This is a genomic window from Mucilaginibacter sabulilitoris, assembly GCF_034262375.1.
Lineage (GTDB): Bacteria > Bacteroidota > Bacteroidia > Sphingobacteriales > Sphingobacteriaceae > Mucilaginibacter > Mucilaginibacter sabulilitoris.
Genome location: NZ_CP139558.1, coordinates 3,616,070 through 3,641,950, shown reverse-complemented (window position 1 = coordinate 3,641,950; position 25,881 = coordinate 3,616,070). Strand labels below are relative to the sequence as shown.

General features: G+C 43.2%; 12 protein-coding genes. 10 read left to right on the top strand and 2 right to left on the bottom strand.

Translation table 11 applies throughout. The features are described from left to right. Positions 1–715 precede the first annotated feature (715 nt). From SNE25_RS15920 to SNE25_RS15895, 6 genes are all read left to right on the top strand, one after another. The gene (locus SNE25_RS15920; protein ID WP_321566095.1) at positions 716–1,252 is read left to right on the top strand and encodes a phage tail protein; all 537 of its coding nucleotides are present in this window, start codon (positions 716–718) and stop codon (positions 1,250–1,252) included. Between the two features lie 51 nt (positions 1,253–1,303). Continuing rightward, positions 1,304–2,272 (top strand): methionyl-tRNA formyltransferase, encoded by a 969-nt coding sequence (locus SNE25_RS15915; protein WP_321566094.1) that lies wholly within the window; start codon positions 1,304–1,306, stop codon positions 2,270–2,272. 48 nt (positions 2,273–2,320) lie between these two features. Then, entirely contained in the window at positions 2,321–9,358 is a 7,038-nt protein-coding gene (locus SNE25_RS15910) for an MBG domain-containing protein (RefSeq protein ID WP_321566093.1), read from the top strand. Between the two features lie 52 nt (positions 9,359–9,410). Next, positions 9,411–10,334 carry a PorP/SprF family type IX secretion system membrane protein gene (locus SNE25_RS15905; protein WP_321566092.1) on the top strand — a complete coding sequence of 308 codons (924 nt, stop codon included), beginning with the start codon at positions 9,411–9,413 and terminating at the stop codon, positions 10,332–10,334. A 48-nt stretch (positions 10,335–10,382) separates the two neighbouring features. Continuing rightward, a complete protein-coding gene (locus SNE25_RS15900) occupies positions 10,383–12,164 on the top strand; it encodes a hypothetical protein (protein WP_321566091.1) in 1,782 nt (593 codons plus the stop codon). A 161-nt stretch (positions 12,165–12,325) separates the two neighbouring features. Continuing rightward, positions 12,326–14,056 carry a D-arabinono-1,4-lactone oxidase gene (locus tag SNE25_RS15895; protein WP_321566090.1) on the top strand — a complete coding sequence of 577 codons (1,731 nt, stop codon included), beginning with the start codon at positions 12,326–12,328 and terminating at the stop codon, positions 14,054–14,056. A gap of 256 nt (positions 14,057–14,312) precedes the next feature. Here SNE25_RS15895 and SNE25_RS15890 read toward each other — a convergent pair whose 3' ends face one another. Together SNE25_RS15890 and SNE25_RS15885 are read right to left on the bottom strand one after the other, a co-directional pair. Next, on the bottom strand, positions 14,313–20,627 hold the full coding sequence (locus tag SNE25_RS15890; RefSeq protein WP_321566089.1) for an RHS repeat-associated core domain-containing protein: 6,315 nt from the start codon (positions 20,625–20,627) through the stop codon (positions 14,313–14,315). A 96-nt stretch (positions 20,628–20,723) separates the two neighbouring features. Beyond that, on the bottom strand, positions 20,724–21,347 hold the full coding sequence (locus tag SNE25_RS15885) for a Vps62-related protein (protein WP_321566088.1): 624 nt from the start codon (positions 21,345–21,347) through the stop codon (positions 20,724–20,726). Positions 21,348–21,528: 181 nt separating this feature from the next. On the opposite strand from SNE25_RS15885, the gene SNE25_RS15880 reads away from it, so the two are divergent. The 4 genes from SNE25_RS15880 to SNE25_RS31975 all read left to right on the top strand — a co-directional run bounded on the left by SNE25_RS15880 (position 21,529) and on the right by SNE25_RS31975 (position 25,727). After that, positions 21,529–22,131, top strand: coding sequence for a hypothetical protein (locus tag SNE25_RS15880; RefSeq protein WP_321566087.1), 603 nt, complete (start codon positions 21,529–21,531; stop codon positions 22,129–22,131). 629 nt (positions 22,132–22,760) lie between these two features. After that, the gene (locus tag SNE25_RS15875) at positions 22,761–23,555 is read left to right on the top strand and encodes a sensor histidine kinase (protein ID WP_321566086.1); all 795 of its coding nucleotides are present in this window, start codon (positions 22,761–22,763) and stop codon (positions 23,553–23,555) included. 3 nt (positions 23,556–23,558) lie between these two features. Continuing rightward, positions 23,559–24,218 carry a response regulator transcription factor gene (locus SNE25_RS15870; RefSeq protein ID WP_321566085.1) on the top strand — a complete coding sequence of 220 codons (660 nt, stop codon included), beginning with the start codon at positions 23,559–23,561 and terminating at the stop codon, positions 24,216–24,218. 237 nt (positions 24,219–24,455) lie between these two features. Continuing rightward, complete coding sequence (locus SNE25_RS31975; protein ID WP_321566084.1) at positions 24,456–25,727, top strand: TonB-dependent receptor plug domain-containing protein; 1,272 nt, start codon at positions 24,456–24,458, stop codon at positions 25,725–25,727. Positions 25,728–25,881 lie beyond the last annotated feature (154 nt).

The following is a 25,881-nucleotide window of genomic DNA, read 5'->3' as shown; positions in this document are numbered from 1 at the left end:
CATTTGGTCTTAACCAAATAATACGCGTCATTTTTTACAAAAAAGTGTTAAAATTTACGAAAATGGATACTTATTAACGCATAAAAACGTGATTTGAAGCTGTTTTTACCTTAAAATAACCTTCAAAAAAGCTGTTTTCACCCTGTATGACATTATATTTTTGATAGACATTTGGTGATAATAAGCTATATCATGTAGATTATAAATAAACTATTGGTTAATTATAGTATTTATTTTATTCATTTTATTTTACTAAAGATTTATGAAGGCAATCATTAAATACTTAATAGTAAAATAATTAAGTAGATTTAATTTTAATCAATATTTTATTTTTAACTAAAACTAAATAAAAAAATTATAATAATATATTAAAAGTAGTTACATTTACCTTTATAAACTTAAATCTCAAAACCAAAATAAACGCCCATTAAACGTTTTGCTACTAATTTTAGGTGATTTTACCCCTGATAATCACATTTATAAAGGCTTGACTATATAGTTTGACATGATATTGTGAATAATCATTTTAACAATCGATATGTTTAAATGTATGATTTATAATGCATTTTGATATGTTGTTTTAGTTAATATACTGATTTCGGTATACTATTATTAAACAATACCGTAGCATGCGCAAGTGCTATCCTGGAGTTGTTTATATTGATACACAAAACCATTTATAAATATTAATTAATACCTAAACAACCCTTAAATTATGGAAACTTATCTTGGAACTGTTTTAATGTTTGCCGGCAACTTTGCCCCACGTGGCTGGGCATTGTGTAATGGTCAATTGCTGTCAATAGCTCAAAACTCAGCATTATTTTCACTTCTCGGCACTACTTATGGAGGTGATGGCATAACAACCTTCGCACTGCCTAATTTGCAGGGTCGGGCACCAATACACTGGGGCCAGAGCCCGGGTTTAACTAACAGGGTAATTGGTGAAGCAAGCGGATCAGAAAATGTAACATTGATCAATACTCAGATGCCGCAGCATACGCATACGGTTTCGGCAAGTGCTGCAACCGGTACACAGGCTTCGCCAGAGGGAAATGTACTGGCCTTATCCTCAGATCCGGACGTTGGAGGCGCTCCATTAAATTTCATCGCCCCCGCTTCTATTAACACTACGATGGCTCCTGCCATGATTTCTACAGCGGGAAACAGCCAGCCGCACAATAACATGCAGCCTTATTTGGCGATTACCTTTATTATCGCTTTAGAAGGCATTTATCCATCAAGAAACTAATTGATTTAAATAAGAATCACTATAAAACCGTTTTACATTGATCCGGAGCTGATGAAAATAGGTATCGTATCCAATTCAGCAATGCTATACATCCCCCTGCTTTCAAATTTATATAACTATAAAAATAAAGCAGGGGCAATGTTATATGTGGGCAAAACTGCCGATCCTAATCAAAACCCTTCCGAAACGGTAAATTTTTGTAATGCCGCAGGTATTGAACTCACCTTTGAAAGTGAAAAGGATGATCTGTATAATTGGCAGCAATTAAATCAGCCTGACATTATTTTTTTTGTCGGCTACAGCCATGTTGTAAAAACGGCACGTCTTACCGATGTAAAATGGGGTATTTACAATGTTCACTTTGGCTTACTGCCACAATTCAGAGGACCCGCGCCTGTTTTTTGGCAACTTAGAAACGGGCTTAAAGAAATTGGATTAGTTATCCATCGTTTGGTTGATAAGTTAGACAGCGGTGCGGTAGTATGGCGACATAAAGTCTTGAATGAACCGCACTTTAGTTATGATTATGTTCATCAGTTATTTGGTGAACTATACATAAAAGGGGTATTTAACATATTAGATAGCATAACCGCAGGTAAAATGTTACCTGAAATTGAACAGGATGAAAGTAAGGCGGCCTATTACGAGCGCCCCCAGCTTAAAGATATCATGATCAATTGGGGCACCATGGAAGCTGAAGAAATTATTGATGTGATCAAAGCTTGTAGCTCATGGAATATGGGAGCCCCCACGCTGATCAATGGATCAGAGCTTAAAATTTTAGATGCAGCTGTTACCATCTCCAATAAGATGTACTATGCCCCCGGAACCATTATTCTCAACGCGAATTTTGGTTTCACTGTGGCATGCAGAAGTAATAAGTTATTGAATATCAATTTTTTCAACATCAAAAATTGTTATGTACCGGCCAGGTTTGCCAGTAAATACGGATTTAATACAGGGCAGCGCTTTATAAGCTATGCTGAATATCTAAACCTGGCAAAGATGGAAACAGAATAAATTTTATACATACTATAAAGGCATCTGCCTAACCTAAACCTTATTATAATGAAAAAACTTCTACTTGTTTTTTGTATAAGCCTTTTAATAGTCATGTTCGGTTTTCGGGCTTCGGCCCAAACCTTTGACTGGTCGTGTTTCCCAACCTCGGGCGTCATACTGGCCGATAACAATGTGATCGCCAATCTTAACCTGACCAGTGCTAACTGCAGTGTTGCCAATGGTTGGGTAGTACAGTGCCAGGGAACCGGCGAACAGCGGATTCTTACCTCAAATGTAGGCGGGAATCCTTATATCCGTATGCAAAAGGTCGGTACGGATGCAACGTTTAACTTTGCGCGTATATTAACAGCATCGGGCTCTCAGTTTACTTTACGGAGTATATCGGTTACACCAACTGCTGTAGGTGCTTTAGCCGGTGGCGATCAGGTAATTACGCTGCATGCTTATAAAGGAGGGCGTGAGTTAGGTTCAACATCAACAGCGGCATTCAATGCGTTCGGGTTAGTGAACATCCCCGAATCACAGCTGGGGGCCTTTGTTAATATAGATGAGGTGAGATTTACCTCTGATAAAGCTGCCGCTTTTGGTGTTGGTATTGATGATGTGGTCATTAGTACCGGTGCAACGGTGCCAAGCGTAACCACCGACAATTCGACATCGGTTACCGCCAGCTCCGCTACCTTAACCGGTACGGTAACCGCCGACGGTGGCGCCGCCGTAACCGAAAAAGGTATAGTTTACGCTACTACAGCCAACCCTACCACAGTTAATACTAAACTAACCAATGGTACCGGTACCGGAGCTATATCTGTAAGCGCTTCGGGTTTGGCGGGTAGCACTACTTATCATTATAGGGCCTACGCAACCAACTCAATAGGTACATCTTACGGCGCCGATCAAACTTTTACCACACTTGCAGCAAATAATCTACCGGTAGCCGTGGCCGATAATTATAGCTTTAAAACAGGCCAGGCTTTAACTGTTGCTGCACCGGGAATATTGGGTAATGATACTGATGCCGACGGTGACCCACTGACAGCCATATTGGTATTCGGCCCTGCCAATGGTACCCTGATTTTAAATCTAAACGGCAGTTTTACCTACACCTCAACCGGTGCAACTAATGATCAGTTTACCTATAAGGTTAACGACGGCAAGGGTGATGGCAATACGATTACGGTATCGCTTAGCCATGTCAACTCAAATCCTATAGCGAATAATGATCTCTCCAACACAAATCAAAATATTCCTTCAACTGGAAATGTGCTTACTAATGATACTGATCCGGATGGCAATGCTTTAACTGCATCGCTGGTAACAGCACCGGTAAATGGTACCGTGGTATTAAACGCTGATGGTAGCTTTACCTACACACCAAACAATAATTACGCAGGTTCCGATTCACTTTTATACCAGGTGTGTGATAATGGTACACCTTCTTTGTGTGATACGGCAACGCTGGTTTTCAACGTGTCGGCGGTAAATCAATTACCTGTAGCTGTTGCCGATAATTATAACATTAAAACCAATCAGACCTTAACCATTGCAGCGCCGGGTGTACTAAGTAATGATACCGATGCTGATGGTGACCCGATAACTGCCATATTGGTAAACGGCCCTGTCAATGGTACCCTGACTTTAAATCCCAACGGCAGTTTTACTTATGCCTCAACAGGTCCGGCTAGTGATAATTTTACCTATAAAGCAAACGATAGTAAAGGCGATGGTAATATAGTCACGGTATCGCTTACCCATGCCAACTCCAGCCCAGTAGCTAATAATGATATTTACAACACAAATCAAAATATTCCATCAACCGGCAATGTGCTTGCTAATGATACCGACCCGGATGGTAATGCTTTAACTGCGTCGCTGGTAACAGCACCGGTAAATGGTACCGTGGTATTAAATGCGGATGGTAGCGTTACCTACACACCAAATAATGATTACGCAGGATCCGATTCATTGAGATACCAGGTGTGTGATAATGGTACACCTTCTTTGTGCGATACGGCAACTGCCACTTTTAATATAGCGGCAGTTAATCAACCGCCGGTGGTAACAGCAAGCGCCGGAACCACTGTGTATGGTGCGGTACCTGTAATTGTTGACCCGGGGATAACGGTAGCGGATGTTGATAACACTACATTGTTTAGCGCCTTTTTAACTATACAGACAGGTTTTCAAGGTGGAGATCAACTGGCCTTTGCACCTACCGGTGATGTGGGCAATATAACCGCTTCTCCAGGGGCACCCGGCACATTTATCCTCAATTCAGTAGGATCATCGGCAACTCTCGCACAATGGCAAAATGCGCTTAGGTCAATAACTTATCAAAGTACATCTGCAAATACGGGCGACCGTACAATAACCCTTATGGTAAGCGATGGATTGCATAACAGCACCACGGCCTTCAAAACCATAACTTATGCCCCTTCGACAATCAGTACTACCGGCACATTATCGACCTTAGCTACAACTTACGGAACGGCGTCATCATCGGGTACATTTAACGTATCGGGTTTAAGGCTTAGCGCCGGTATATTGGTTACGGCTCCGGCTGGTTTTGAGGTGAGTGCCAACAACACCACATTTACCCCTACGGTTACCATTGGTGCAGCCGGAAACATTGCTTCAACACCGGTTTATATCAGGCTGGCCGCTGGCTCTGGAGCAGGCACTTACTCCGGCGATATAGTACTGAGCAGCACCGGGGTAAGCGATGTAAAAGTGGCAACGGTTGCCAGCACGGTTAATCGTAAAGCATTGACAGTTACGGCCAAAAATATTACCAAAACTTACGGACAAGCCCTTACCGATGGTGCCACAACTACTGAATTTACAGCTACAGGATTGGTAGGCACAGAAACCGTGGGTAATATGCTGATTGCTTACGGAACAGGCGCTGCTGCCAATGCCGCTGTTAATACCTACACCGGTTCGGTAACCGCCAGTGCAGCAGGCGGCGGCACATTTACACCGGCCAACTATACCATTAATTATGTAGCCGGAAACATCGTGGTGAACAAAGCAGCACTCACCGTTATCGCCAGCAATAAAGGCAAGGCCTTTGGTACAACCCTTACCAGTGGCTCGGGTTCTACTGACTTTACCTCAACCGGCCTCGTGGGTACAGAAACGATAGGCAGTGTAACCATTAATTATGGAGTTGGTGGGACAGCCCTGGCCCCGGTGGGCACATACCATATAATACCGAGTGCGGCCACAGGCGGTACCTTTAACGCGAATAATTATACTATTACCTATCAAGTCGGTACCCTTACCGTTGGCCAGACTATTTTAACTATAACGGCAAATAATGTTACTAAAATATATGGAGCAGGAGTTCCTGCCCTGAGTGTTACGTACAGCGGTTTTGTAGGTACCGATGATCCATCCAGCTTAACTACACAACCCACCATCAGCACAACAGCAGTTCCAAACTCGCCGGTGAATACATACGCTATAACAGCCAGTGGGGCGGTATCTGCTAATTATACCATTGTGTATAAGCCTGGTACGCTAACAGTTACTCCTGCAACATTGACCATTACGGCCAACAATGCTACCAAAATATACGGGGCGCCTGTTCCTGCACTAAGTGTAAGTTATAGTGGCTTTGTTGGAACGGATAATGCAACAAGCCTTACCACCGCTCCAACCATAACAACCACTGCCGTTACCAACTCGCCGGTAAATACATATCCGATCACGGCCAGTGGGGCAGCATCTGCCAATTACACCTTTGTATATAAGCCAGGTGCATTGACCGTAACAAAAGCGGCATTGACCATCACCGCTAATAATGCTACCAAAATATATGGAGCGACAGTTCCTGCACTAAATGTAAGTTATAGTGGCTTTGTTGGAACGGATGATGCATCAAGCTTAACCACAGCACCAACAGTAAACACGACAGCCGTTACCAATTCGCCGGTAAATACATATCCAATTACAGCAAGCGAAGCAGTATCATCAAACTATACTATAACTTATAAACAAGGTACTTTAACAGTAACACGGGCTACATTAACTATTATTGCCAATGATAAAACGAAGTCTTACGGCCAGGCGTTAACCGGCGGTGCTGGTTCAACTGATTTTACTTCAGCCGGGCTTGTAAACTCCGAAACCGTAGGCAGTGTAACCATTACTTATGGTACAGGTGCGGCGGCAGGCGCAACGGTTAATACCTACATCGGATCTGTAGTGGCCAGCGCGGCTACTGGTGGCACGTTTGCACCGGGTAACTATACCATTAGCTATGTTGCCGGCGATATTATAGTTGGTAAAAAGGTTTTAACTATTACCGCTAATAACGCCACAAAAACTTATGGTGCTGCTAACCCGGCTTTAAGTGTAAGCTACAGCGGGTTTACAGTCGGCGATGACGCATCAAGCCTGACCACCGCTCCGACGGTAAGTACTACGGCAGTAACTAACTCGGCTGTGAATACTTATCCTGTTACTGCCAGTGGTGCGGTATCGGCTAATTATACCATAGTTTATAAACCAGGTATTTTAACAATAAACCCGGCAACACTGACCATTACGGCCAATAATAAAAATAAACTTTACGGTGAAGCATTAACCGGAGGCGCTGGTTCAACAGCATTTACATCAGCTGGACTTATAAATTCCGAAACCATTGGCACCGTAACCATTGCTTATGGTGCAGGATCTGCCGCAGGCGCAGTTGCCGATGCTTATACAGGCTCTGTAACAGTTAGCGCGGCAACCGGCGGCACCTTTGCTCCGGGTAATTATCACATCAGCTATGTTGCGGGTGATATAATAGTTGGTAAAGTAGCGGTGACTGTTACCGCAAACACAAAAACCAAAACCTATGGCGATATCGATCCGGCGTTAACATACAGTGTTACCGGTGGTGCATTAGTGGGTACAGACGCCTTTACCGGAACGCTCGGCAGGGACGCCGGCGAAAACGCAGGCACCTACGCTATTAAGCAAGGTAGTTTAGCATTAAGCGCTAACTATATACTGACTTACAAAGGCGCAAATCTAACAATCGCTAAAAAGGCCATTACAGTAACTGCCGATCCGCAAACTAAACCTTATGGCGCTGCCGATCCTGCATTAACGTATCGTGTCACCAACGGCACGTTAGCATTTGCAGATACTTTCAGCGGAGCATTGAGCAGGGATGCGGGCGAGAATGCAGGTACTTACGCCATTAAACAAGGCAGCCTGGCATTAAGCAGTAATTACACGCTCACCTATAACGGCGCAGACCTCACCATTATTCAGAAAGCACTGACCATTACCGCCAATAACGCCACCAAAACTTATGGTTCGGTTAACCCGGCGCTTACTGTAAGTTATAGTGGTTTTACCGGTACGGATGACGAATCGAGCTTAACTACCGCGCCAACGGTTAGCACAACAGCGGTAACCGGTTCGCCGGTTAATACTTATCCTGTTACCACAAGCGGTGCAGTATCGGCTAACTATGCCATTGTTTACAAACCAGGTATTTTAACGGTCACTCCTGCCGCGCTGACCATCACAGCTAATAATGCTACTAAAACCTATGGCTCGGTTAATCCGGCATTGAGTGTAAGCTACAATGGCTTTGTTGGTACAGATAATGCATCCAGTTTGACTACTGAGCCAACGATAGCAACAACAGCTGTTGCCAATTCGCCGGTTAATACTTATCCCGTTACAGCCAGCGGAGCAGTTTCATCAAATTATACCATTGCATATAAACCAGGTATCTTGACTGTAACGCCAGTTGCATTAACTATCACGGCTAACAATAAAACCAAACTTTATGGGCAAATACTAACTGGTGGTACTGGGTTAACAGCATTTACCTCAACAGGACTTGTAAATTCCGAAACCATTGGCAGTGTAACCATAACTTATGGAACCGGGGCCGCAGCCAACGCGGCGGTTAACACTTACACAGGTTCGGTAGTGGCGAGCGCTGCAACCGGTGGTTCGTTTACATCGGGCAATTATAAGATAACTTATGTAGCCGGCAATATTATTGTAAACCAGGTGACTTTAACCATTACGGCTAATAATCAAAGTAAGATTTATGGTTCGGCTAATCCGGCATTGAGTTTAAGCTATAACGGGTTTATTAATGGTGATAACAACTCCAGCTTCGCAACCAAACCATCAGTATCTACAACGGCTACTGCTGCATCGGGGGCAGGTACCTATCCAATTACGGCCAGCGGTGCTGTTATTGCGAATTATAAAATTGTATATGTTCCCGGAACTTTAATCATTAACAAAGCAACGTTAACCATTACTGCCGAAAATAAGAGCAGGCTATATGGTGCGCCTAACCCGGCACTTACTGCTGCCTACAGTGGTTTTGTGAACGGTGATGATAAGGAGAGTTTAACGACGCTGCCAGTACTAACAACCCCGGCCAATACTACCTCAACGCCGGGAACTTATCCGATAACGGCAAGTGGCACGGTATCATCCAATTATACATTCAACTATGTTCCCGGTAAACTGATGGTTAATCCGCTGAGTGATGCAAATTTAATTAACCTGGTACTAAGCTCGGGTACTTTATCACCGGCATTTACATCAGGTAATCTGGCTTACACCACACAGGTTGATAATGATGTTGACCATATCAGGCTTACCTTAACTTTTGATGCCACAGCAACTGCCCGGGTTAATGGTACATCAACCTCAAATAATCATGAATCTTACAGCATCCCGCTTAATACAGGTAATAATACTATTACCATTGTAGTAACTGCACAGGACCACACTACTACCAACACCTATACCTTATTGGTGTATAGAGGGGCTGATCAGAAAGATTTAGTGGTTACAAACATCCTTACACCAAATGGCGACGGGAAAAATGATGTATGGGTAATACAGGATATTCAGCTTTACCCCAATAACATAGTTACTGTTTACGACAGAGGGGGCCGCACGGTTTACACTAAACATGGCTATACCAATGATTGGAATGGAATGTATGGTGGATCGCCGCTTACCGAGGGAACTTATTATTACCTGATTGACCTGGGGCCACAGCAACGCAAATTCAAAGGATATATAACCATTGTAAGGAACAGATAACCGGCATAAATCAACAAAAGGCGAATGCCGATAAAAAGAAATTATTAATAACATGAAAAACTTTAAACGGAATAAAAATATGATATTAAAAAAGCCTTTACTGGTGCTGTTGCTGCTTATATGCGGTACGCTATGCTGTAAAGCCCAGTTAAATCCGTTTCAATCTATTTATTTTCAAAACCGCTACTTGCTTAATCCGGCTATGGCTGGTCTTAACCCGGGCCTTAACCTCAACATAGGCTACCGCCAGCAATGGAGTTCTTTTCCGGGCGCACCTAAATCGCAGATATTAACTGCCGATTACCAGGCGACGGATAAAGTAGGTTTGGGGCTTAATGTAAATGACGATCAGGCTGGCTTAATAAGGCAAACCCGGGCTATGGGTACCTATGCCTATCACTTGCCCCTGAGCGATAATAACCAGAAGCTGAACTTTGGTTTGTCGCTGGGTATTGATGATTCAAGACTTGATCGTGATAAAATTATAGGCGACGAAACTGATGAGCAGATTGCCAGGTATAATCAAGCAAAGCCTTATGTTGATGGCGATTTTGGTATTGCCTACACCAGCAATGAACTATTTGTTGAAGCTGTTGTCCCCAATTTAAAGGCCGCTTTTTTTAAAAACTCTATTGAACGGATAGATGTGGACAGGGTATTGTTCATGAGTGCGGTGAGCTACAAGATAAAATCGAATGATGATTTCAGTAACATGATATTTGAACCGTTGGTAGCTTATAGAAAGGTAAAGGGAGCAACCGATATTTTTGATGCCGGCCTTAATTTCACCATGACCAATTATTATATATCACTCCAGGCTATTTATCATAGTAACCAAAGCGCAGGTCTTGGTTTCGTTTTTGACCAAAAAGCATTTGCTGTAAACTTTACTTATAACCTGGAAACCGGGCGTATTAACAGCTATACCGCCGGGGCTGTTGAATTGGGCCTTAAACTTAAACTGTTTCAGAAATAACAAAGCATACTATTCAAACAAATATATTTCATCACTAAAACCTAAACCATGAAAAATAAGTTTAAAGTAATTGCCACAGTAGTTGTGTTTTCATTTACATTATGGAGATGCAGTACGCCACATTCAAATACAACTACAAATCAGGGAGGACTTCCCACAGATGCGTACCCATCATGTACGCTTAGGCCAGATACCTTTAATAGCTGGTTTGCCGGAAAAAACGCTACCGAAAATGGCTTGGTAACCCCTGCCAACAGTGTTGGCTTTCCGCATCAGGATAATTGTGATTTTTACCAGTGGGCCGAAAGAATGTTTTCTTGGGTTACTTCACCCGCTTCCGGAGTGTATGGGCAGACCGGTACGATAATGGAATCTCCGGTTTTTTACAGTGTTTCACCGGTCGATTCGGCTAATCAACGCATACTCATCCCCCATGTGCAAAATACACTGCTACGCATGTCCAATCATCTGGAAAAAAATGGCCCTAATAAGTTGCCTGTTATTAAAGACAAGAAAACGGGTAGGTTATTTGAAATAGAAACGCCGGCAATAAAGGCAAATATTAAAGCACTGGTAAAAAACGATGCAGGGGCTGAAGTGGAGGTTGATCATGTACAAACAGATGCCAAAGGAGCTATTGTTTTTATGGACAAAGCCGGTAAACCTATCCAGCATCCTAAGGCCATTATTCAGCATAAAAACAATTCGCAAAACATCGTGCACCGCTTTGCAGTGGGCCAAAAATTTGTATTTCTTGATTCGTTCGGTAACTTTATTGAATCTGAAGAAGGTCAGGCAACCAACGATGCATTAATGACTAAAAACGGCGCTTTGGTTTACTATCTTTCTTTTGTAAATGATGTTTACGCTTATTATTTGACCGGTGCAAAAAATGGCCAGATAAGCGGCAGCCAGTTCCCAACCACAGCAGCGGCACGAGACAGCATTTGTGCCATTGCCCGGGCCAACCACATTACCCTACCCGACTCTAATGCACTGGCTATGGAACTTAAAACCTCTTGGGTAGAAGCCAGCACGCTTGCCGACCCTGAGAACTATGTAACCGTGAATGCTTCTATTCCAACATATGATACTACCAGTTCAAAACAATGGTTACCAAAAGGTGAAAAAATAGCAAAAATGGCATTGGTAGGCATACATATTGTCGGCAGCGTGGCAGGCCATCCGGAAATGGTATGGGCAACTTTTGAACATCAGAATAATACGCCAAATGCGTCTTTTCAATATGTTGATATCAATAAAAAAATAGTAACTGTACCGCAGCAAGAGGGTACAAACTGGTTATTTAATGCCAATGCTGCCGATACACCTTATAATGTTTCGCACATGAAAGCTTATGGCGATACTATTAAAGCTAAAATAGGCCACAATATTAGTCCAAGTAATACACTCCAGGCTTTGCCATGGGGAAGTGCAATGGATTCTGTTACCAATCAGCAGGACAAGAGCTCGGCAGCATCTAACAGCGAAATCATATCTATTAATAACACAATACATCAATTATTAGTGGGTAACGATATCCGCAAAAATTATATCCTTATTGGGGCAACCTGGACAGATGGCGGTGCTGCACCTACCGGAATTAGTTATGGTTCAGACACCACATCAGGGGTATCTATAGGAACCAGTGTCCTGGCAAACAGTACTATGGAAACCTATTTTCAAAGTCCGAAGAACAGCTGTTTTACCTGTCACTCCAATGGCCCGGCCAATCCTGTTTTGTTCCCCGATACCTTGAGCCATATATATTCAAAGTTACAACCCCTGATTGTTGCTCATGATCTATTGAATAAAAAGAAGAAAAAGTAAACTGATATAATACGCTTTCCGGTTTGGTTTTTTATAGCCGGAATGCGCTTTATATCGTCAAAATAGTTGCGAAAATCAACTGTTATTGATGTGTTTTGCTTCATTTTAACGCTTTTTCAGTCATTATTTAACCTGAATTTTCATAACCTAAAAAACACGATATGTTACAAACACCTCCCTTAGGTGCTGATGGTTTTTACCATCCCACCACAGAAGATGAAATTATTGCTCTGGTGCAAAAAGCTGCCGGCGAAAAATTAGAGATCAGGTGCCGCGGCGCGGCACATTCATTGGCAAGGGCCATTTATACCGACCCCGGCAAAGGTGATCCGCAGTTACCCAATGTGGTATCTGAGCAGGCGCCGCCTAAGGGATCTAACCTCAATGTTATGTTTGACCAGTATGCCAAACTGGTATGGGTTGATAAAGCTGCCGGGATTATTGAAGTGGAAGCCGGGATTCATCTGGGGTATGATCCGGAAGATCCTACTATGACTTCTACGTTGGAGAATAGTCTGCTTTATCAGGCTTTTATTAATGGCTTTACCCTGAGCGATTTAGGTGGCATATCCCATCAAACCATAAGTGGGTTCCTGATGACGGGTTCTTCGGGTGGCTCGCTAATGTATAGCATTGACGAAAATATAATGGGGCTCTCCGTTATTGACGGTAATGGCGATTTGCAATGGTTTAATAAAGGCGATGATGATTTTGGCGCGGTAGTGCTTTCATTGGGTTTGTTGGGTATTGTGAGTAAGGTTAAGCTGCAATTAGCCCCGCTTTTTAATATTTATGGCCAGCAGATCACCTATCCTACCCAACCGGCTGCATGTCCAATTGACCTGTTTGGCAGTGGTTCGCCGGGCAAACCCAGCTTTGAGGACTTTTTAAAGGCTACGCCTTATACCCGGGTGTTGTGGTGGCCGCAGGAAAAGGTTGAGCGGGTAGTAATATGGGAAGCGTCGCGCGGAACGGCCATGCCGGTGTTTGATCCGGCCCCATATGAAGAGTTTGAGAAAAACTCCCTTGCCAGTAATATTGAACAATTGTTAGCATCGATGTTATTTACCATGCTGGGGAACAGTAAATTCTGGGTAGTATGGCAAAAGCTTAAACCTTCCTTTACGGAGTTCAGGAGACTTACCGAACAGTCATGGGGAGGTGGTTTTTTTGCCAGAGTAATAGCCTGGTTACTTACCGGTGTGCTCAAAGTAATCGGGTTTATACTGGTATTTTTCTTCATGACATTTAAAGGATTGCTGCATGCGTTGTACCCGTTTGTAATTAATACCCTGCAGCCATTAACAAAAAAAGGCAATGCGCAATTATTTATGGATTATACTTACAGCAGCCTGCCGATGGATAACGGCGCGAATGATATACTAATGGGGACCGAGTTTACAGAAATATGGATCCCGCTGTCGGACACGGAAAAGGCCATGAAACTGTTAGACAAAATGTTTAAGGAGGGAAAATTTGCAGCAACCGGCTACTACTCAACCGAGCTTTATGCAGGTAAACAAAGTAATTACTGGATGAGCCCAGCTTACCAACAGGATGTACTGCGGATAGATTTTTTCTGGTTCAGCACCAATGAAGGAAACCCAGCCGCTAAAGACGGATTTTTTAGCCAATTCTGGGAAGCGCTCAAGAATGAGAATATTGACTTCCGCCTGCACTGGGCCAAATTCCTGCCCGAATATGATTTCCCGGGTTGGGCATCTTACATCAGCAAATCCTATCCGCGATGGAATGATTTTATGGCGCTTCGTGAAAAACGCGATCCTAATAATATTTTCCTTACAGATTACTGGTCACGTCATTTGTTTGGCAAGGAAAAAGATGGTCTCAAATCAGCTATGGATACATTGGCAGAGGTTAAAACCGTTTAATTCAATATCTCAAAAAGGGATGTTTGATAAGGGGCGCATATTTGCGTCTCTTATCATAACCGCTTCCCCCAATTTCATGCTCCGTAGGAGCTCCCTATTTGTAGAGACATTTACGATTAAGATTTTTGCTCTGTAGGTTACCCATCTTGGACGCTACAATAAAACGCCTGAAGGAATAATTCCTTCAGGCATTTTATCATTTATAACTACAATTTAAACCCGGTTAGGTATTATCTAACCGGGTTTTGCTGGATTATCACAAACCAGCTGCCTCCAAACTGGCATCGGTAATGGCCGATGCGGTGTTCATCGTAACCATTATTGCTCTCGTTTTTAAGGTATTTTCTACATACTTAATGGTGGTATAAGGTTTGGGCAGTAACGAAGCCGAAGGATCATTAGCGGCTACTGGTCTTAACTCTATTGGTTCTGAGCTCAGGGTTTCGCCATCCATTACATAACGTGTTTTCAGGAATTTGGCTTCGGCCGAAGCTTGTGTCAACCCTGCCACCGCGCCAAATATGGCACCCGTAATAGCTGCCCTGCCTACTCCATCGCCTAAACCAACACCGTCTTTTCCTACTATATTTTTATCTATAGCATTATTAACAAACTGGTTCAACGAGTCGCTGCCCGAGGTAACCAGCGAGCCACCGATTATGTATGCCCCGGCACGGATACCAAATGAAGATGCTTCAACAGCGGCGCCAATACCTGAGAAGGCACCTCCGCTAACAAAGCCAACGGCTGCTCCTATAGCCGCACTGGCAAAATAGCCACCCCAGAATTTATCATCATTTTTATGGGTTGCCGAATATATGCTGGCATTAATACCCGCACCTACAACGGCACCTAATATGGCCCCCGAAGCAATACCTGCTACAGTTTCTGACACGCCCAGTGCAATCAGCGGCGCTGATACCCCACCCGTGAAAACCATTAACGCGACACCAACCGCAATTAGTGCTATGCCAATTATCAAGCCGGCTATCCAGGATGCATTATTGCCTGAAGTATCAATATTATTGACCGGGTTGTTAAGCTCAAAGGCATACCTGTTTTGCACATCGGCCATTAAGTGGTCTTTGGCCCCTAAGCCACTGTCGGGAGTTAAAAAGCGGCCAATAACCGGATCGTAATAACGGGTACCGAAATAATAGAGGCTTGTTTTTTCGTTCCATTGCCGCTGCTCATATCTGGGCTGCGGATCGTCCGGGCCTTTGATGAGTTTCGATAAACCATATCCGTCGTACTGGATAATGGTAGCTATGACACCTGTGCTGTCGAAAGTATGGGTTATACTGCCCTTATTATTTCTGCGGAAATAACTTATGGTTTTGTCGGCAGATACTGTACTTACTGATGCTACACTGCCCTGGCCATCCTGCAAATATTTGATAATTGTTGTTTCGCTGCCTGATAACTTTACCTGGTAAGCGGCATCAATATACAAGGTAACAGAACCGTCGGGCTGGGTTTCTTTTAGTCGCTTGCCACTGTAATCTGATGATACTTCCAGTACCATGTTCTGCTGGTCGTCGGCTACTTTATTTAAACAGCCTAAACTATCATAACTAAAGTTAAGCGTAACGCCATTTGAGGTGCGGGTTTGTGTGCGACCGCAGGCATCGGGTACTGCAGAAAACATCTCCGTGCCATTTTGGGTGATGCTTTTGGCAAAATGGGCCTGGTAGGTATAATTGGAGCCATCCTTGCTCACAATATTACCGGATTGGTCATAGCCATACCCCCCATCATCAAACCCTGGGATTATGGCTGATGCCAGTCTTTTATTAAAATAGGTAAATACCTGGTTGTTATTGCTTGTCAGGTCATCAGTTACCTGTAATAGCTGTCCAAGAGCATCATATTGATAACCGAATTTTAAAAGATCGCCAGCATTACCGGTTAAGCTTTCCTGATACAATTGGTCCGACGCATTGTAGGTATAATTGGTAATGATGCCATCGGCAGGCAGTATTCCCTTGCCAAATATCATTTGCCCTGCTTTACCCGAAGCGGTGTAATCATCAAGCGAATAATCAATCCTTGCACCATCTAACGACTGGCTTACCATGTAACCATAATCAAAGGTGCGGCTAAGTTCCGACGAATCGGGATAAACCGTACTTATTACCTGTTTTTGCGGGTTAAATACTTTAGCGGTAACAAACGGGTCATTTTGGCCTTGTATGGTTAAGGTAACCTGGTTGGTGTTGCCATAAACATCATAAGTAAATTCGTACTGCGACTCTACAGTTTTATCGGTCGCCGATAAACTTACTTTGGTGAGCCGCCCGTTTCCGTTTACCGATGCATCATCGTAGGTATAGTTAATTACCCGGCTATCGCTCAATGTTGTTTTAAGCACGCGGCCCAGTTTGTCGTATTCATAAGCAGTAGTTGCAAGTGCAGCGTCTGTTTGATTGCCGAGCAAACCGGTACTGGCATCGTACTGATAGCTCAGTGCCTTTATATCTGCATTGCCGGTGGTGTTTTGATCAGGGTTGTCAAGCGTAAGCTGGCGGTCTATAGAATCATAGGTAATATAATTGCTCACTCCGTCGGGATTGGATGTTGTTGCCGGATCAGTGGTTTTATAAAGCCGCGCCACCGCATCATAATTATAAGTGGTAACGGCATTATTGTCGGCAGCAACTGTGTTTTTGATCACTTTATCTTTACCGGCGTAAGCGTGGTGCTCAAAAGCCTGTACGTAGCTGCTATCGGTACCGGAGGCGCTTGTTTGGGTTACTAATCCGCCCCTGCTGTAAACCCAGGTAGTAACAGATGTTTCGTCATTATTTTCGCCAACCGGTTGTGTTTGCGAAAGTATGCGCTCCAGAACATCATAGGTATAAATTATATAGTTTGAAGTTTGCGGCGACACAGACTCCGTTGATAAAAACGGCAGGCTCTTTTGAACAGGTTTATTACCAGAGTCGTAATCGGTAAGTACCGTTATATTGCCTGAGGATTGGCCCGTTTGCTGAATGGTTTGCCTTTCTCGGCCCAGGCCGTCAACATAGGTTTTATACCATACAAAAACGCGGCCGATATCTGTAGGGAAGCTTTGCAGCGAATTTTGACGTTTAAACAAACCTCCCGAGCCGTCGCTTTCAAAAGTTATAGTTTGCAAGGTTACCACTTCGGCATCCAGAAAAGCCTGTTTTATCTGGGTATTCCCGGTTACCAGCGTTGTAAGTTCGTTGAGGTCGGTGGCGGCATTGTTAATTTGCGGCACCGGCCCCTGTATGTATTGCGTACGGCCAAAACTATCCAACGAGTTTACAGATATAAAACCATTTACATCCTTCTTCGCTATTTCGGCACCAAAACGGGGGTCATAACCATAACAGGTAACCAGTGATACACCATCGGCATTTGGAGGCAACGTGGTTTGCATAGGATAGGTATGATAATCGGGCTCATACTCATAGGTAGTAGTGGCACCACCCGGCAAGGCCTGGCTTTTGCGATTGCCATATTCGTCATACTCGTAAGTAGTGGTGAGATAACAATTGTTTATATTGTCCCATTTACTGTTTGAGGCCTCGTTATAGGTATTATCGGTATAAGTTGATTTTTCGAGATGGAAGTCGCCGCTATTAAATTGGACTATATCCGGATCTTTGTCATTTGCCGAATCTTTGGCATACAAAGGTAGCCCCAGTACCCAGCCATCGGCCAGTAAATTATTTTCGAAAAGCTTATAATGATAAACCACATCTGAGTTGCTTAGCGATTTCCCGGTGTTGGGATCTACATTACCCAGATAGGAGTCTTTGATAAGGTTACCATAATCATCGTATTCAAATGTCTCCTTTATGGCATAATCCAGGTTTTGCTCACCGTAATCATATTGAGCGTTCAAGGTAGCGGTTTTTAACACTTCAACCACCTGCTGATTGGGGTTAACGCCCGTGGCCCGCACAAACGATTCATAAGTAGTAGTGGTAAGGGCCATTAATAAATTATCGCCTTCAATTCGGGTTTCGGCAATGGTTCCGGTTAGCGGGTAATCAAGATTATAGGTTTGAATAGTATTGCAGTTATTAGCAGTGTTTAGGGTGCCTATAGTTTTAAAACCTTCAAAACCGCGCCCAAGTAAATTGATAGAGGCATCGGTATAAGTTATATTATACTGGTTTTGATACGTGAACCGGTTAATGTCACTATTGGTGGTTTGCGTATAGCTGCTAACCACATATATGGACTGCCCAATAACGGCTTGCATCGGGAATTGCGCGGGTGTAATAGGATGAGGGTAGCGCAGCCCCGGGCCCTGTGGAAAACTGGTATCAGCATTAGATGTATAAATATCACTGTTGGTTAGCGGAGCGTACTCAATGGCCGTTTCGCCGCCGAGCGGATTTACAATATTGGTTACCAGATCGGGGTAAAGACCGGTGCTTACATAGGGCACAATATTTATCTGTTGATTTTGATCGAGCGACATGCGGATAAAGTCGGCCTTGCCATCGCCATTTACATCGCCGCCGTAAAATTTAGCCATATTGATGACTGAGCCAGCCTGTCCGGCAGGAATATCGCCGGTTAAGCTGTATGTACCAGAAGGTGACGCAGTGTAGAGGGTAAAATACAGATCGGTGCCCGATACCCATTTATTGATAATATTTGATAACCCACCGCCGGTAATGTTAAGCGAGAAATAGTTTTCGGGATCAATGGTTTGTCCCTCAAAGGCGGAGTCGGGCCCGGTTATAAAACCGCCGCCCGCGTTGCACAGAAATGTGGTGAAGTGCAATGTGGTTTTGCCGCCTGCCGATTCTTTCCAGATCTGCAGCATATCTACCACGCCATCGCCATTGACATCAACCGGAAAAAACGCGATCTGGTTAGCGAAGTTGAGTACGCCAAGATCGGTCTTTTGTGTTTTGGAAAACGATACATCATCAATAGCCTTACTTACACTGATATACGATGTAGCTATAACATGATCATTAGAACCGTTTTGCCAGATGCGTACCAGGTCAACCATACCATCGCCGTTTACATCCAAAGGCCAAAAGGCAAGTTCATGTGTTGGGTAGGCCGGGTCTGTGGTTTCGCTAACGATACCGCTGGTAAATGCCGGACCGGAGCCAGTGCCTAATAAAGACAAATAGCTTCTGAAATATAACAGGTCGCCCCCGCTCGAAGGGTCATAATGGGCGTATGTTTCTACCAGATCTGTACGGCCATCGCCATTAACATCCATGGGAAAAAAGTTCAGGTGTTTTGAGCTCCAGGTATCGCCGGTATCAAAAATATCCTGTGCCACAAAACCGGAGCCGTCCGAAAGGAAGGCGGCTAACTTAAGATTACTATTTGGGCCCGAAGCATAAACAATAAGCAAATCCGACCGGCCATCGCCAGTAAGATCGGCAGGGAAAATTTGCCTGTTAGCAGGAAAAACGCCGAGGTAACTGTTTTTACTGAGAATATATTGCGTACTACCGTTTGCCGGCGTTGCCAGATAGGTTGAGGCATTAATGGCGCCATCATGATCAAGCCATAGTTGTACAACATCAGTACAGCCATCGCCGTTTACATCCATGGTTTCTATTCCGATGGCGTTAAGGTGCTGGTCTAATACCGACGCGTCATTAATATCAAAACCCGGGCTATCCTGCTCCTGCCAGGTAATAACAGTAGGCTGCAATTGGGTAACACTATCGCTGCCCGATTCGGTTATGGTAGTTATGCAGCTTAACCCTGTGCTTGCACTTGTGGTGTAATTAAATGTAAAGGATTTTACCTGTACATGGCTGGCTAAAGCGGTTGACAGGGTTATTAACCGATAGCTTAACGGAACCGGATAGCCACCCACAAAACTGCTGATAACATCCGGGCGTTGTTCGTAAACAAAACTTACAAAGCGGTTAGCATCCAGGCCGTCTCTTAAAGTATAGCTTATACTGTCGATATAGTAGGCGCCCTCATCTGCCGCGCCGTTTTGGCTATTGGCAAGTTTGGGCGATTGTGTGTACGTATAAATGATGGAATTGCCATTCCTATCGGTAATGGCATGCAGGGCCCACACCCTTATGTCGCTAGTTCCGGCAGCCAGGATACGGCTGTCGTCGGTGGTGCCGTAGTACCATTTTTCTCCATTTTTTGTAGTGACGATAAATCCGTCATTGGCTGTGGCGCCGGCTTTAATATAACGCCAGCTTTGCTGCTCAGTATAATAAAGCGTTCCCGCTTCGCCGTATTCGCCATCAATATTAATGAGGCGTTGCCCATCGAGCGCGTAACGGTCAAAGCTATCGTATGATACCGCTCCGTTAAAATTATCAATAGCATAATTTGCTTTGGAACGGCTAATGGCCGAGAGGCCCGTAAGGCTCCAGCCAACACCCAAAATCCCGTTTGGTTGCCTGTGGTTATAGGTAATTTCCAGTTTAGGCTGCATTCCCGCTATTCCGGGAGGTACTTCAACAGGAATAGTATAACTGGCCTGTCCGCTGCCATCTACTTGAAAATTTGCGGATTTAAGACCAACCGCAGGTACAGTATTAGTGTCAGTAGCCGCATTAGCGCTACTGTATTGTTTTAGGGTAGCCATGATAGATGATTTTTAGGTTTATATTAAATAAAAAACCGGCAGTACACATGTGCGTTGCTGCCGGTTAAACACGTAGTGTAGGTTTAGGTATAAGGTTTAGATAGTTGCCAGTTTAAAGCAAGGCCCGGTGTACGGATTATAATTTCCCTGGGCTACAAATGCGCCTGTAACACCCTGAACCTGCCATAATGATACGTCATTATCTGCACCTGATCCTTTGTCGCTCCAGATGAGTGAACCAACGGCGGCATCGGTTACCATGTCTTTACGGATGCAGCGGTAGTTAGGTATGGCAGGCGCGTCGTAGCCGAGTGCGGCGACACAGCCTAATACTACATAACCATCGGGCGCTACCGGGCGCCAGATAGAACCATCATAATCGCCGCCGCTTCCTTTGTCATTCCACACCTGGTCATAACGTATAGGAGCTTTTAGTAATGGATAATCCGGATCGTCATTTACTGCTGTTACAATAAGGGATGAACCAGAAGGTGCTCCGTAATTGCCTTGTGCGTAATCGCCTACAATAAAATAATTATTGTCTGTAGGAGATGGTCTCCAGATACCAACATCCCCATCGGATCCCGAGCCCTGGTCATTGTATATAAAGTTGTAGTTGCTGGTATAGCTTACATACAATGATGGTTCGCCCGATTCTGCTGTTTTCGCTGTGCCTTTTGCTGCCGACCGAAGTACGGTTGGAATAGTGAGTGTGCTCATACTTTTGTTTCTTAAAGGTTAAATATTAATTTTTACGAAAACAAATTTCAATGCAACAACTCTTATTTTATAGGGTGAAAACAGCTTTTTTATTCAGTCTTTTCCGGGTTAAAAAAAGGCATTTTCCTAATAGGTTTTTAGAAAATAAATAAGCAATTTGGTATTAAATCAATTAATTATTATGAAAAACCAATTATTAACCTTTATGAAAAAAAAGAAGAACATCTTATGTGTCATTACACTCGCTATTTTGTTTATGAGCGCCTGTACACAAAGGGAGGCCCCAAAAAGTGAAATGAAATCAGCCATACCTGATTCTGATATGCTGAGTTATAAAATAGCCAAAAAATATGTTCAAAATTATGCCCCACGTGCCGGAGTTGTAAAAAAAATAACGACTGATGGTGAAAAAAAACTAGCAACAGATACTTTGCCCGATACGCGTTGTATATGGTTTAGCGCCCAAAGGTTAAGAGCACTTGCTGACCAGATAGAACAAGAACACGGCGATGGGATAAGATTTTATCTGTCCACATACGATAAAGAATACATCAGTAAAAAACAACCCAACCAACCAGAGCGGGCATATTGGGGCTATAATACATTGATTATGGTTTCAACGCAATACATTAATGGTAACCATGTAGATTATTACACTAATTCAATCAATTCTAACCCAAGGGGACATGGGTTTATAGTAATGGCTGTTCCGGAAAACCGTGGTGAATTGTGCCCGCCACCGGCAAAATGCAAAGATATAGGTGCTACTTTACTGGATAACTAAAATATGGCCAGCTACTTCACCGTTAACACAATATCGGAATTTGTATGCCTTATTGCCAGCTTGTTTTTTTTAGCAAAAGACAAAAGCCCGGCATGGAGGCTGTTCATTTTTTACATGCTATTAACCTGTAGTACAGAAGTAGCTGGCATTTATATACGGGTTGGGTTACACCTTCATAATTATCCGGTTTATAACCTTTCGCTACTGGCTGAGTACGGCACAGTCACTTTTTTCTATTATTACCTTTTTAGGGCGTATAAAAACTTGCTTCCGTATGTAATTACCTGGCTGGCTATTTTTATAACAATGTATATCACTGAGCTCATTATAAACCATATGGGGCAGTTTTTATTTTATACAGCATCAGTAATGTCAATAGTGTTTGTGTTCGTTGCATTATACTTTTATTACCTCATGCTTATGGACGAAAAATATATACGCTTAAGCACTTACGCGCCGTTTTGGTGGGTTAACGGGGCATTGTTTTTTTATTTTGGAAGCACTGCCTGTAATATATTTTTTAATTATCTCATTAAGGATACACATATCTTATTCGGTAACTCTATCAGGTATATTGTTTATAGCATATTAAATATCATTTTGTACAGTTTTTGGTCATACGCTTTTATATGCAGATATCTTCAACGGATATATACTCCCTCGTCGGATTAACTTCAGTCATTTTTCTGATAGCGCCGCTGTTTTTAATATTATATGTTATTTCCTATAATCGTAAAAAGCGGGCCCACGCCGAGGAAAAGGAAAAACTAAGACAAAGTTTTGAAAATGAGTTGCTTAAGACCCAAATGGAAGTCCAGGAGCAAACGCTGCAAAATGTAGCATCAGAACTGCACGATAATATTGGGCAATTGCTTAGTCTCACCACTATTACATTAACGTCTATAAATATCAATGAAACAGCTAAGGCGTTAGAGAAAGTAGAAAGGGCCGAGCAACTTACAAGCCGGTGTATTAAGGAGCTGCGGCAGCTTACGCGCTTATTGTATGGTAAAGAGCTTATAAGCAAAGGATTGAAAACTGCTATTGGATTTGAACTGGAATGGCTAAATAAAACCGGGATATACCAGATCCATTTTAAAAATGATAACTATGAGGTAGATCCGAAGCAAACAGATAACGACATTATATTGTTCAGGCTGTTTCAGGAAATCATAAACAATGTAATAAAGCATGCAAAAGCTACAACCATAAGTGTTGACCTTGAGCAATCTGATCAGGGAACCGGCTTGACGATAAAAGACAACGGGCTGGGTTTTGTAATTGATGAAAAAATGAAGGAGACCAATGGTATGGGTTTACATACCATACAAAGAAGGGCAGCTATGCTTGGCGGCAAAGCAACGTTTAACTCGGTGCCCGGAAAAGGAACAGAGGTACTGATAAAAATACCTAAAAAACCATAAAGTATGCAGCAGGATAAAAGTATCCGTATTGCCATAATTGATGATCATACCCTGTTCAGGAATGGAGTAGCAAGCCTGCTTTCGGAACTGAATGAAATTGAGGTGGTGTTTGATGCAGCCAATGGCGAAGAAATGATAAATAAACTGGTTCCTGATACCTTACCGGAGGTAATATTAATGGATATTACTATGCCGGTTATGAATGGGTACGAATCAACGCAGTGGCTAAAAAAAAACCACCCGCAGATAAAAGTGCTGGCTTTAAGCATGTTTGAGGACGATGCTCCCATCATTGGAATGATCAAAAGCGGGGCAAGTGGTTATTTGCTTAAAGAGTCAAAAACAGCCGATCTGGTAGTGGCCATTCAAACCGTTGTTAACCATGGGTTTTATTTAAACAATCTTGTATCCGGTAAACTGATCAGGTCTGTACAGGACGATCAGCTGGAGGCACACGGCAAGGTAAATCAGTTATCGGACAGGGAAATGAAATTTCTGGAGTTATGCTGTTCTGAACTTACTTATAAAGAAATTGCGGGTGTTATGAATCTGAGCCCTCATACTATTGATAATTACAGGGAAACACTTTTTCAAAAACTTGACCTTAAATCGCGTACAGGGCTGGTACTGTTTGCTATAAAAAATAAGCTGATTAAAGTTTAAGTTACACATACCCAAAGTGCGTTAAGCCACTCAATAAAATTGGAGGTTGACAATTTTTAGACCTAAATGGTCAAATATTGTCTTACTTTCCGTTCAACTTCCTTTAGGTTTGCTTTCGCAATCGATTGTTTCGATACATAAATATCGTTTTTATCGGGCTTGCATAAATTAACCAATTTATCCAATCGTGCTGAAAACCTTGCTCGAGGTTTCAGCACATGAAAAAAAACCTAAATTATGAAGAAAGTTTTACTGCAAACTTTTTTGTTGCTAACGCTTTGCCTTCCCGTTTTCGCACAGACCAGATCTGTTACCGGAAAAGTTGTTGGTAAAGATGATGAATTACTGGTCGGGGCAACAGTGACTGTTAAGGGCACCAAAACCGTAACTACAACAGATGTAGGAGGTAATTTCAAACTCATTGTGCCGGCTTCCGGCAATGTAACCCTGGTAGCCACCTATGTGGGCTTAAAACCACAGGAAGTGTCGGTTAGGTCACAAAATGAAATCGTGATCATTATGTCTCAGGATGATGCACGTGTACTTGAAGAGGTCAAGGTAGTTAACATCGGCTATGCCACGGTCTCCAAAAATGCGGTCACCGGCGCGGTGTCTTCGGTTGGGGCCAAGGATATCAGAGACTTTCCTGTTTCGACTACCGCGGAAGCTTTAGCAGGCAAACTGGCCGGTGTTACAGTAACAACCACGGAAGGTAAACCTGGTGCCGACATGCAGATACGCGTTAGAGGCGGCAGTTCCATTACTCAGGATAACTCGCCTTTATATATCGTAGACGGCATTCAGGTAGAAAATGCACTGGCGGTGATCTCGCCACAGGAAATCCAGTCTATTGATGTTTTAAAAGATGTTGCTTCTACCGCTATTTATGGTGCAAGGGGAGCTAATGGCGTGGTATTGATCACCACAAAAAGCGGACGGAATGCCCGAACGCTTGTTTCTTTTAGCAGTTACGCGGGTGTTCGAAAGATCACTAATGAACTTCCAGTCCTTAATCCTTATGATTATGTACAGTATCAATACCAAATCTATAATCTCAATACTGATCAAGCAACCAAAGATGCTTTTACCAAGACTTATGGAACGTTCGATGATCTTGATATTTACAAAAACTACACTTTTAGTGATTGGCAGAACAAGGTATTTGGACGGGACGCGTTATCTCACACTGAAAATCTGAATATTAATGGAGGCACCAAAACCTCGAGCTTCAACTTTACCGTAAATAATTTTAAAGAAGACGGGATCATAGCGGGGATGATGTCGGAGTTGCTAAAAAGACGCTCTGGCTGTTTTTCAATGATCGGGAAGAACAATTCTTCTTTATCCGGAATACCGGAGGTATGCCCCAGTAACTGTTTAATGGTTACGGTTGGGTATGGAAACTCAGGAAAATATTTAACAAATGTGTCCTCTATCTTTAATTTGCCTTTTCCCTGGAGCTGCAAGACGGCTACCGCAGTAAATGTTTTGGATACGGAGCCTATTTAGAAAGCGGAGGCTTCATTGTTCTTTTTTTGCGGTGCAAAACTGGCAAACCCGCAGGATCGCTGGTATATAAGTTTTCCTTTTTCGGTAATCAGCACATTTCCGTTGAAGGTATGGTCATGATCCAGCGCGGAAAAAAGGCTGTCCAACCTTTGAG

Bases quoted from the DNA above. Each gene is read 5' to 3' on its own strand.
- SNE25_RS15920 (WP_321566095.1), top strand. From the start codon at position 716: ATGGAAACTTATCTTGGAACTGTTTTAATGTTTGCCGGCAACTTTGCC.
- SNE25_RS15915 (WP_321566094.1), top strand. From the start codon at position 1,304: ATGAAAATAGGTATCGTATCCAATTCAGCAATGCTATACATCCCCCTG.
- SNE25_RS15910 (WP_321566093.1), top strand. From the start codon at position 2,321: ATGAAAAAACTTCTACTTGTTTTTTGTATAAGCCTTTTAATAGTCATG.
- SNE25_RS15905 (WP_321566092.1), top strand. From the start codon at position 9,411: ATGAAAAACTTTAAACGGAATAAAAATATGATATTAAAAAAGCCTTTA.
- SNE25_RS15900 (WP_321566091.1), top strand. From the start codon at position 10,383: ATGAAAAATAAGTTTAAAGTAATTGCCACAGTAGTTGTGTTTTCATTT.
- SNE25_RS15895 (WP_321566090.1), top strand. From the start codon at position 12,326: ATGTTACAAACACCTCCCTTAGGTGCTGATGGTTTTTACCATCCCACC.
- SNE25_RS15890 (WP_321566089.1), bottom strand. From the start codon at position 20,627: ATGGCTACCCTAAAACAATACAGTAGCGCTAATGCGGCTACTGACACT.
- SNE25_RS15885 (WP_321566088.1), bottom strand. From the start codon at position 21,347: ATGAGCACACTCACTATTCCAACCGTACTTCGGTCGGCAGCAAAAGGC.
- SNE25_RS15880 (WP_321566087.1), top strand. From the start codon at position 21,529: ATGAAAAACCAATTATTAACCTTTATGAAAAAAAAGAAGAACATCTTA.
- SNE25_RS15875 (WP_321566086.1), top strand. From the start codon at position 22,761: ATGCAGATATCTTCAACGGATATATACTCCCTCGTCGGATTAACTTCA.
- SNE25_RS15870 (WP_321566085.1), top strand. From the start codon at position 23,559: ATGCAGCAGGATAAAAGTATCCGTATTGCCATAATTGATGATCATACC.
- SNE25_RS31975 (WP_321566084.1), top strand. From the start codon at position 24,456: ATGAAGAAAGTTTTACTGCAAACTTTTTTGTTGCTAACGCTTTGCCTT.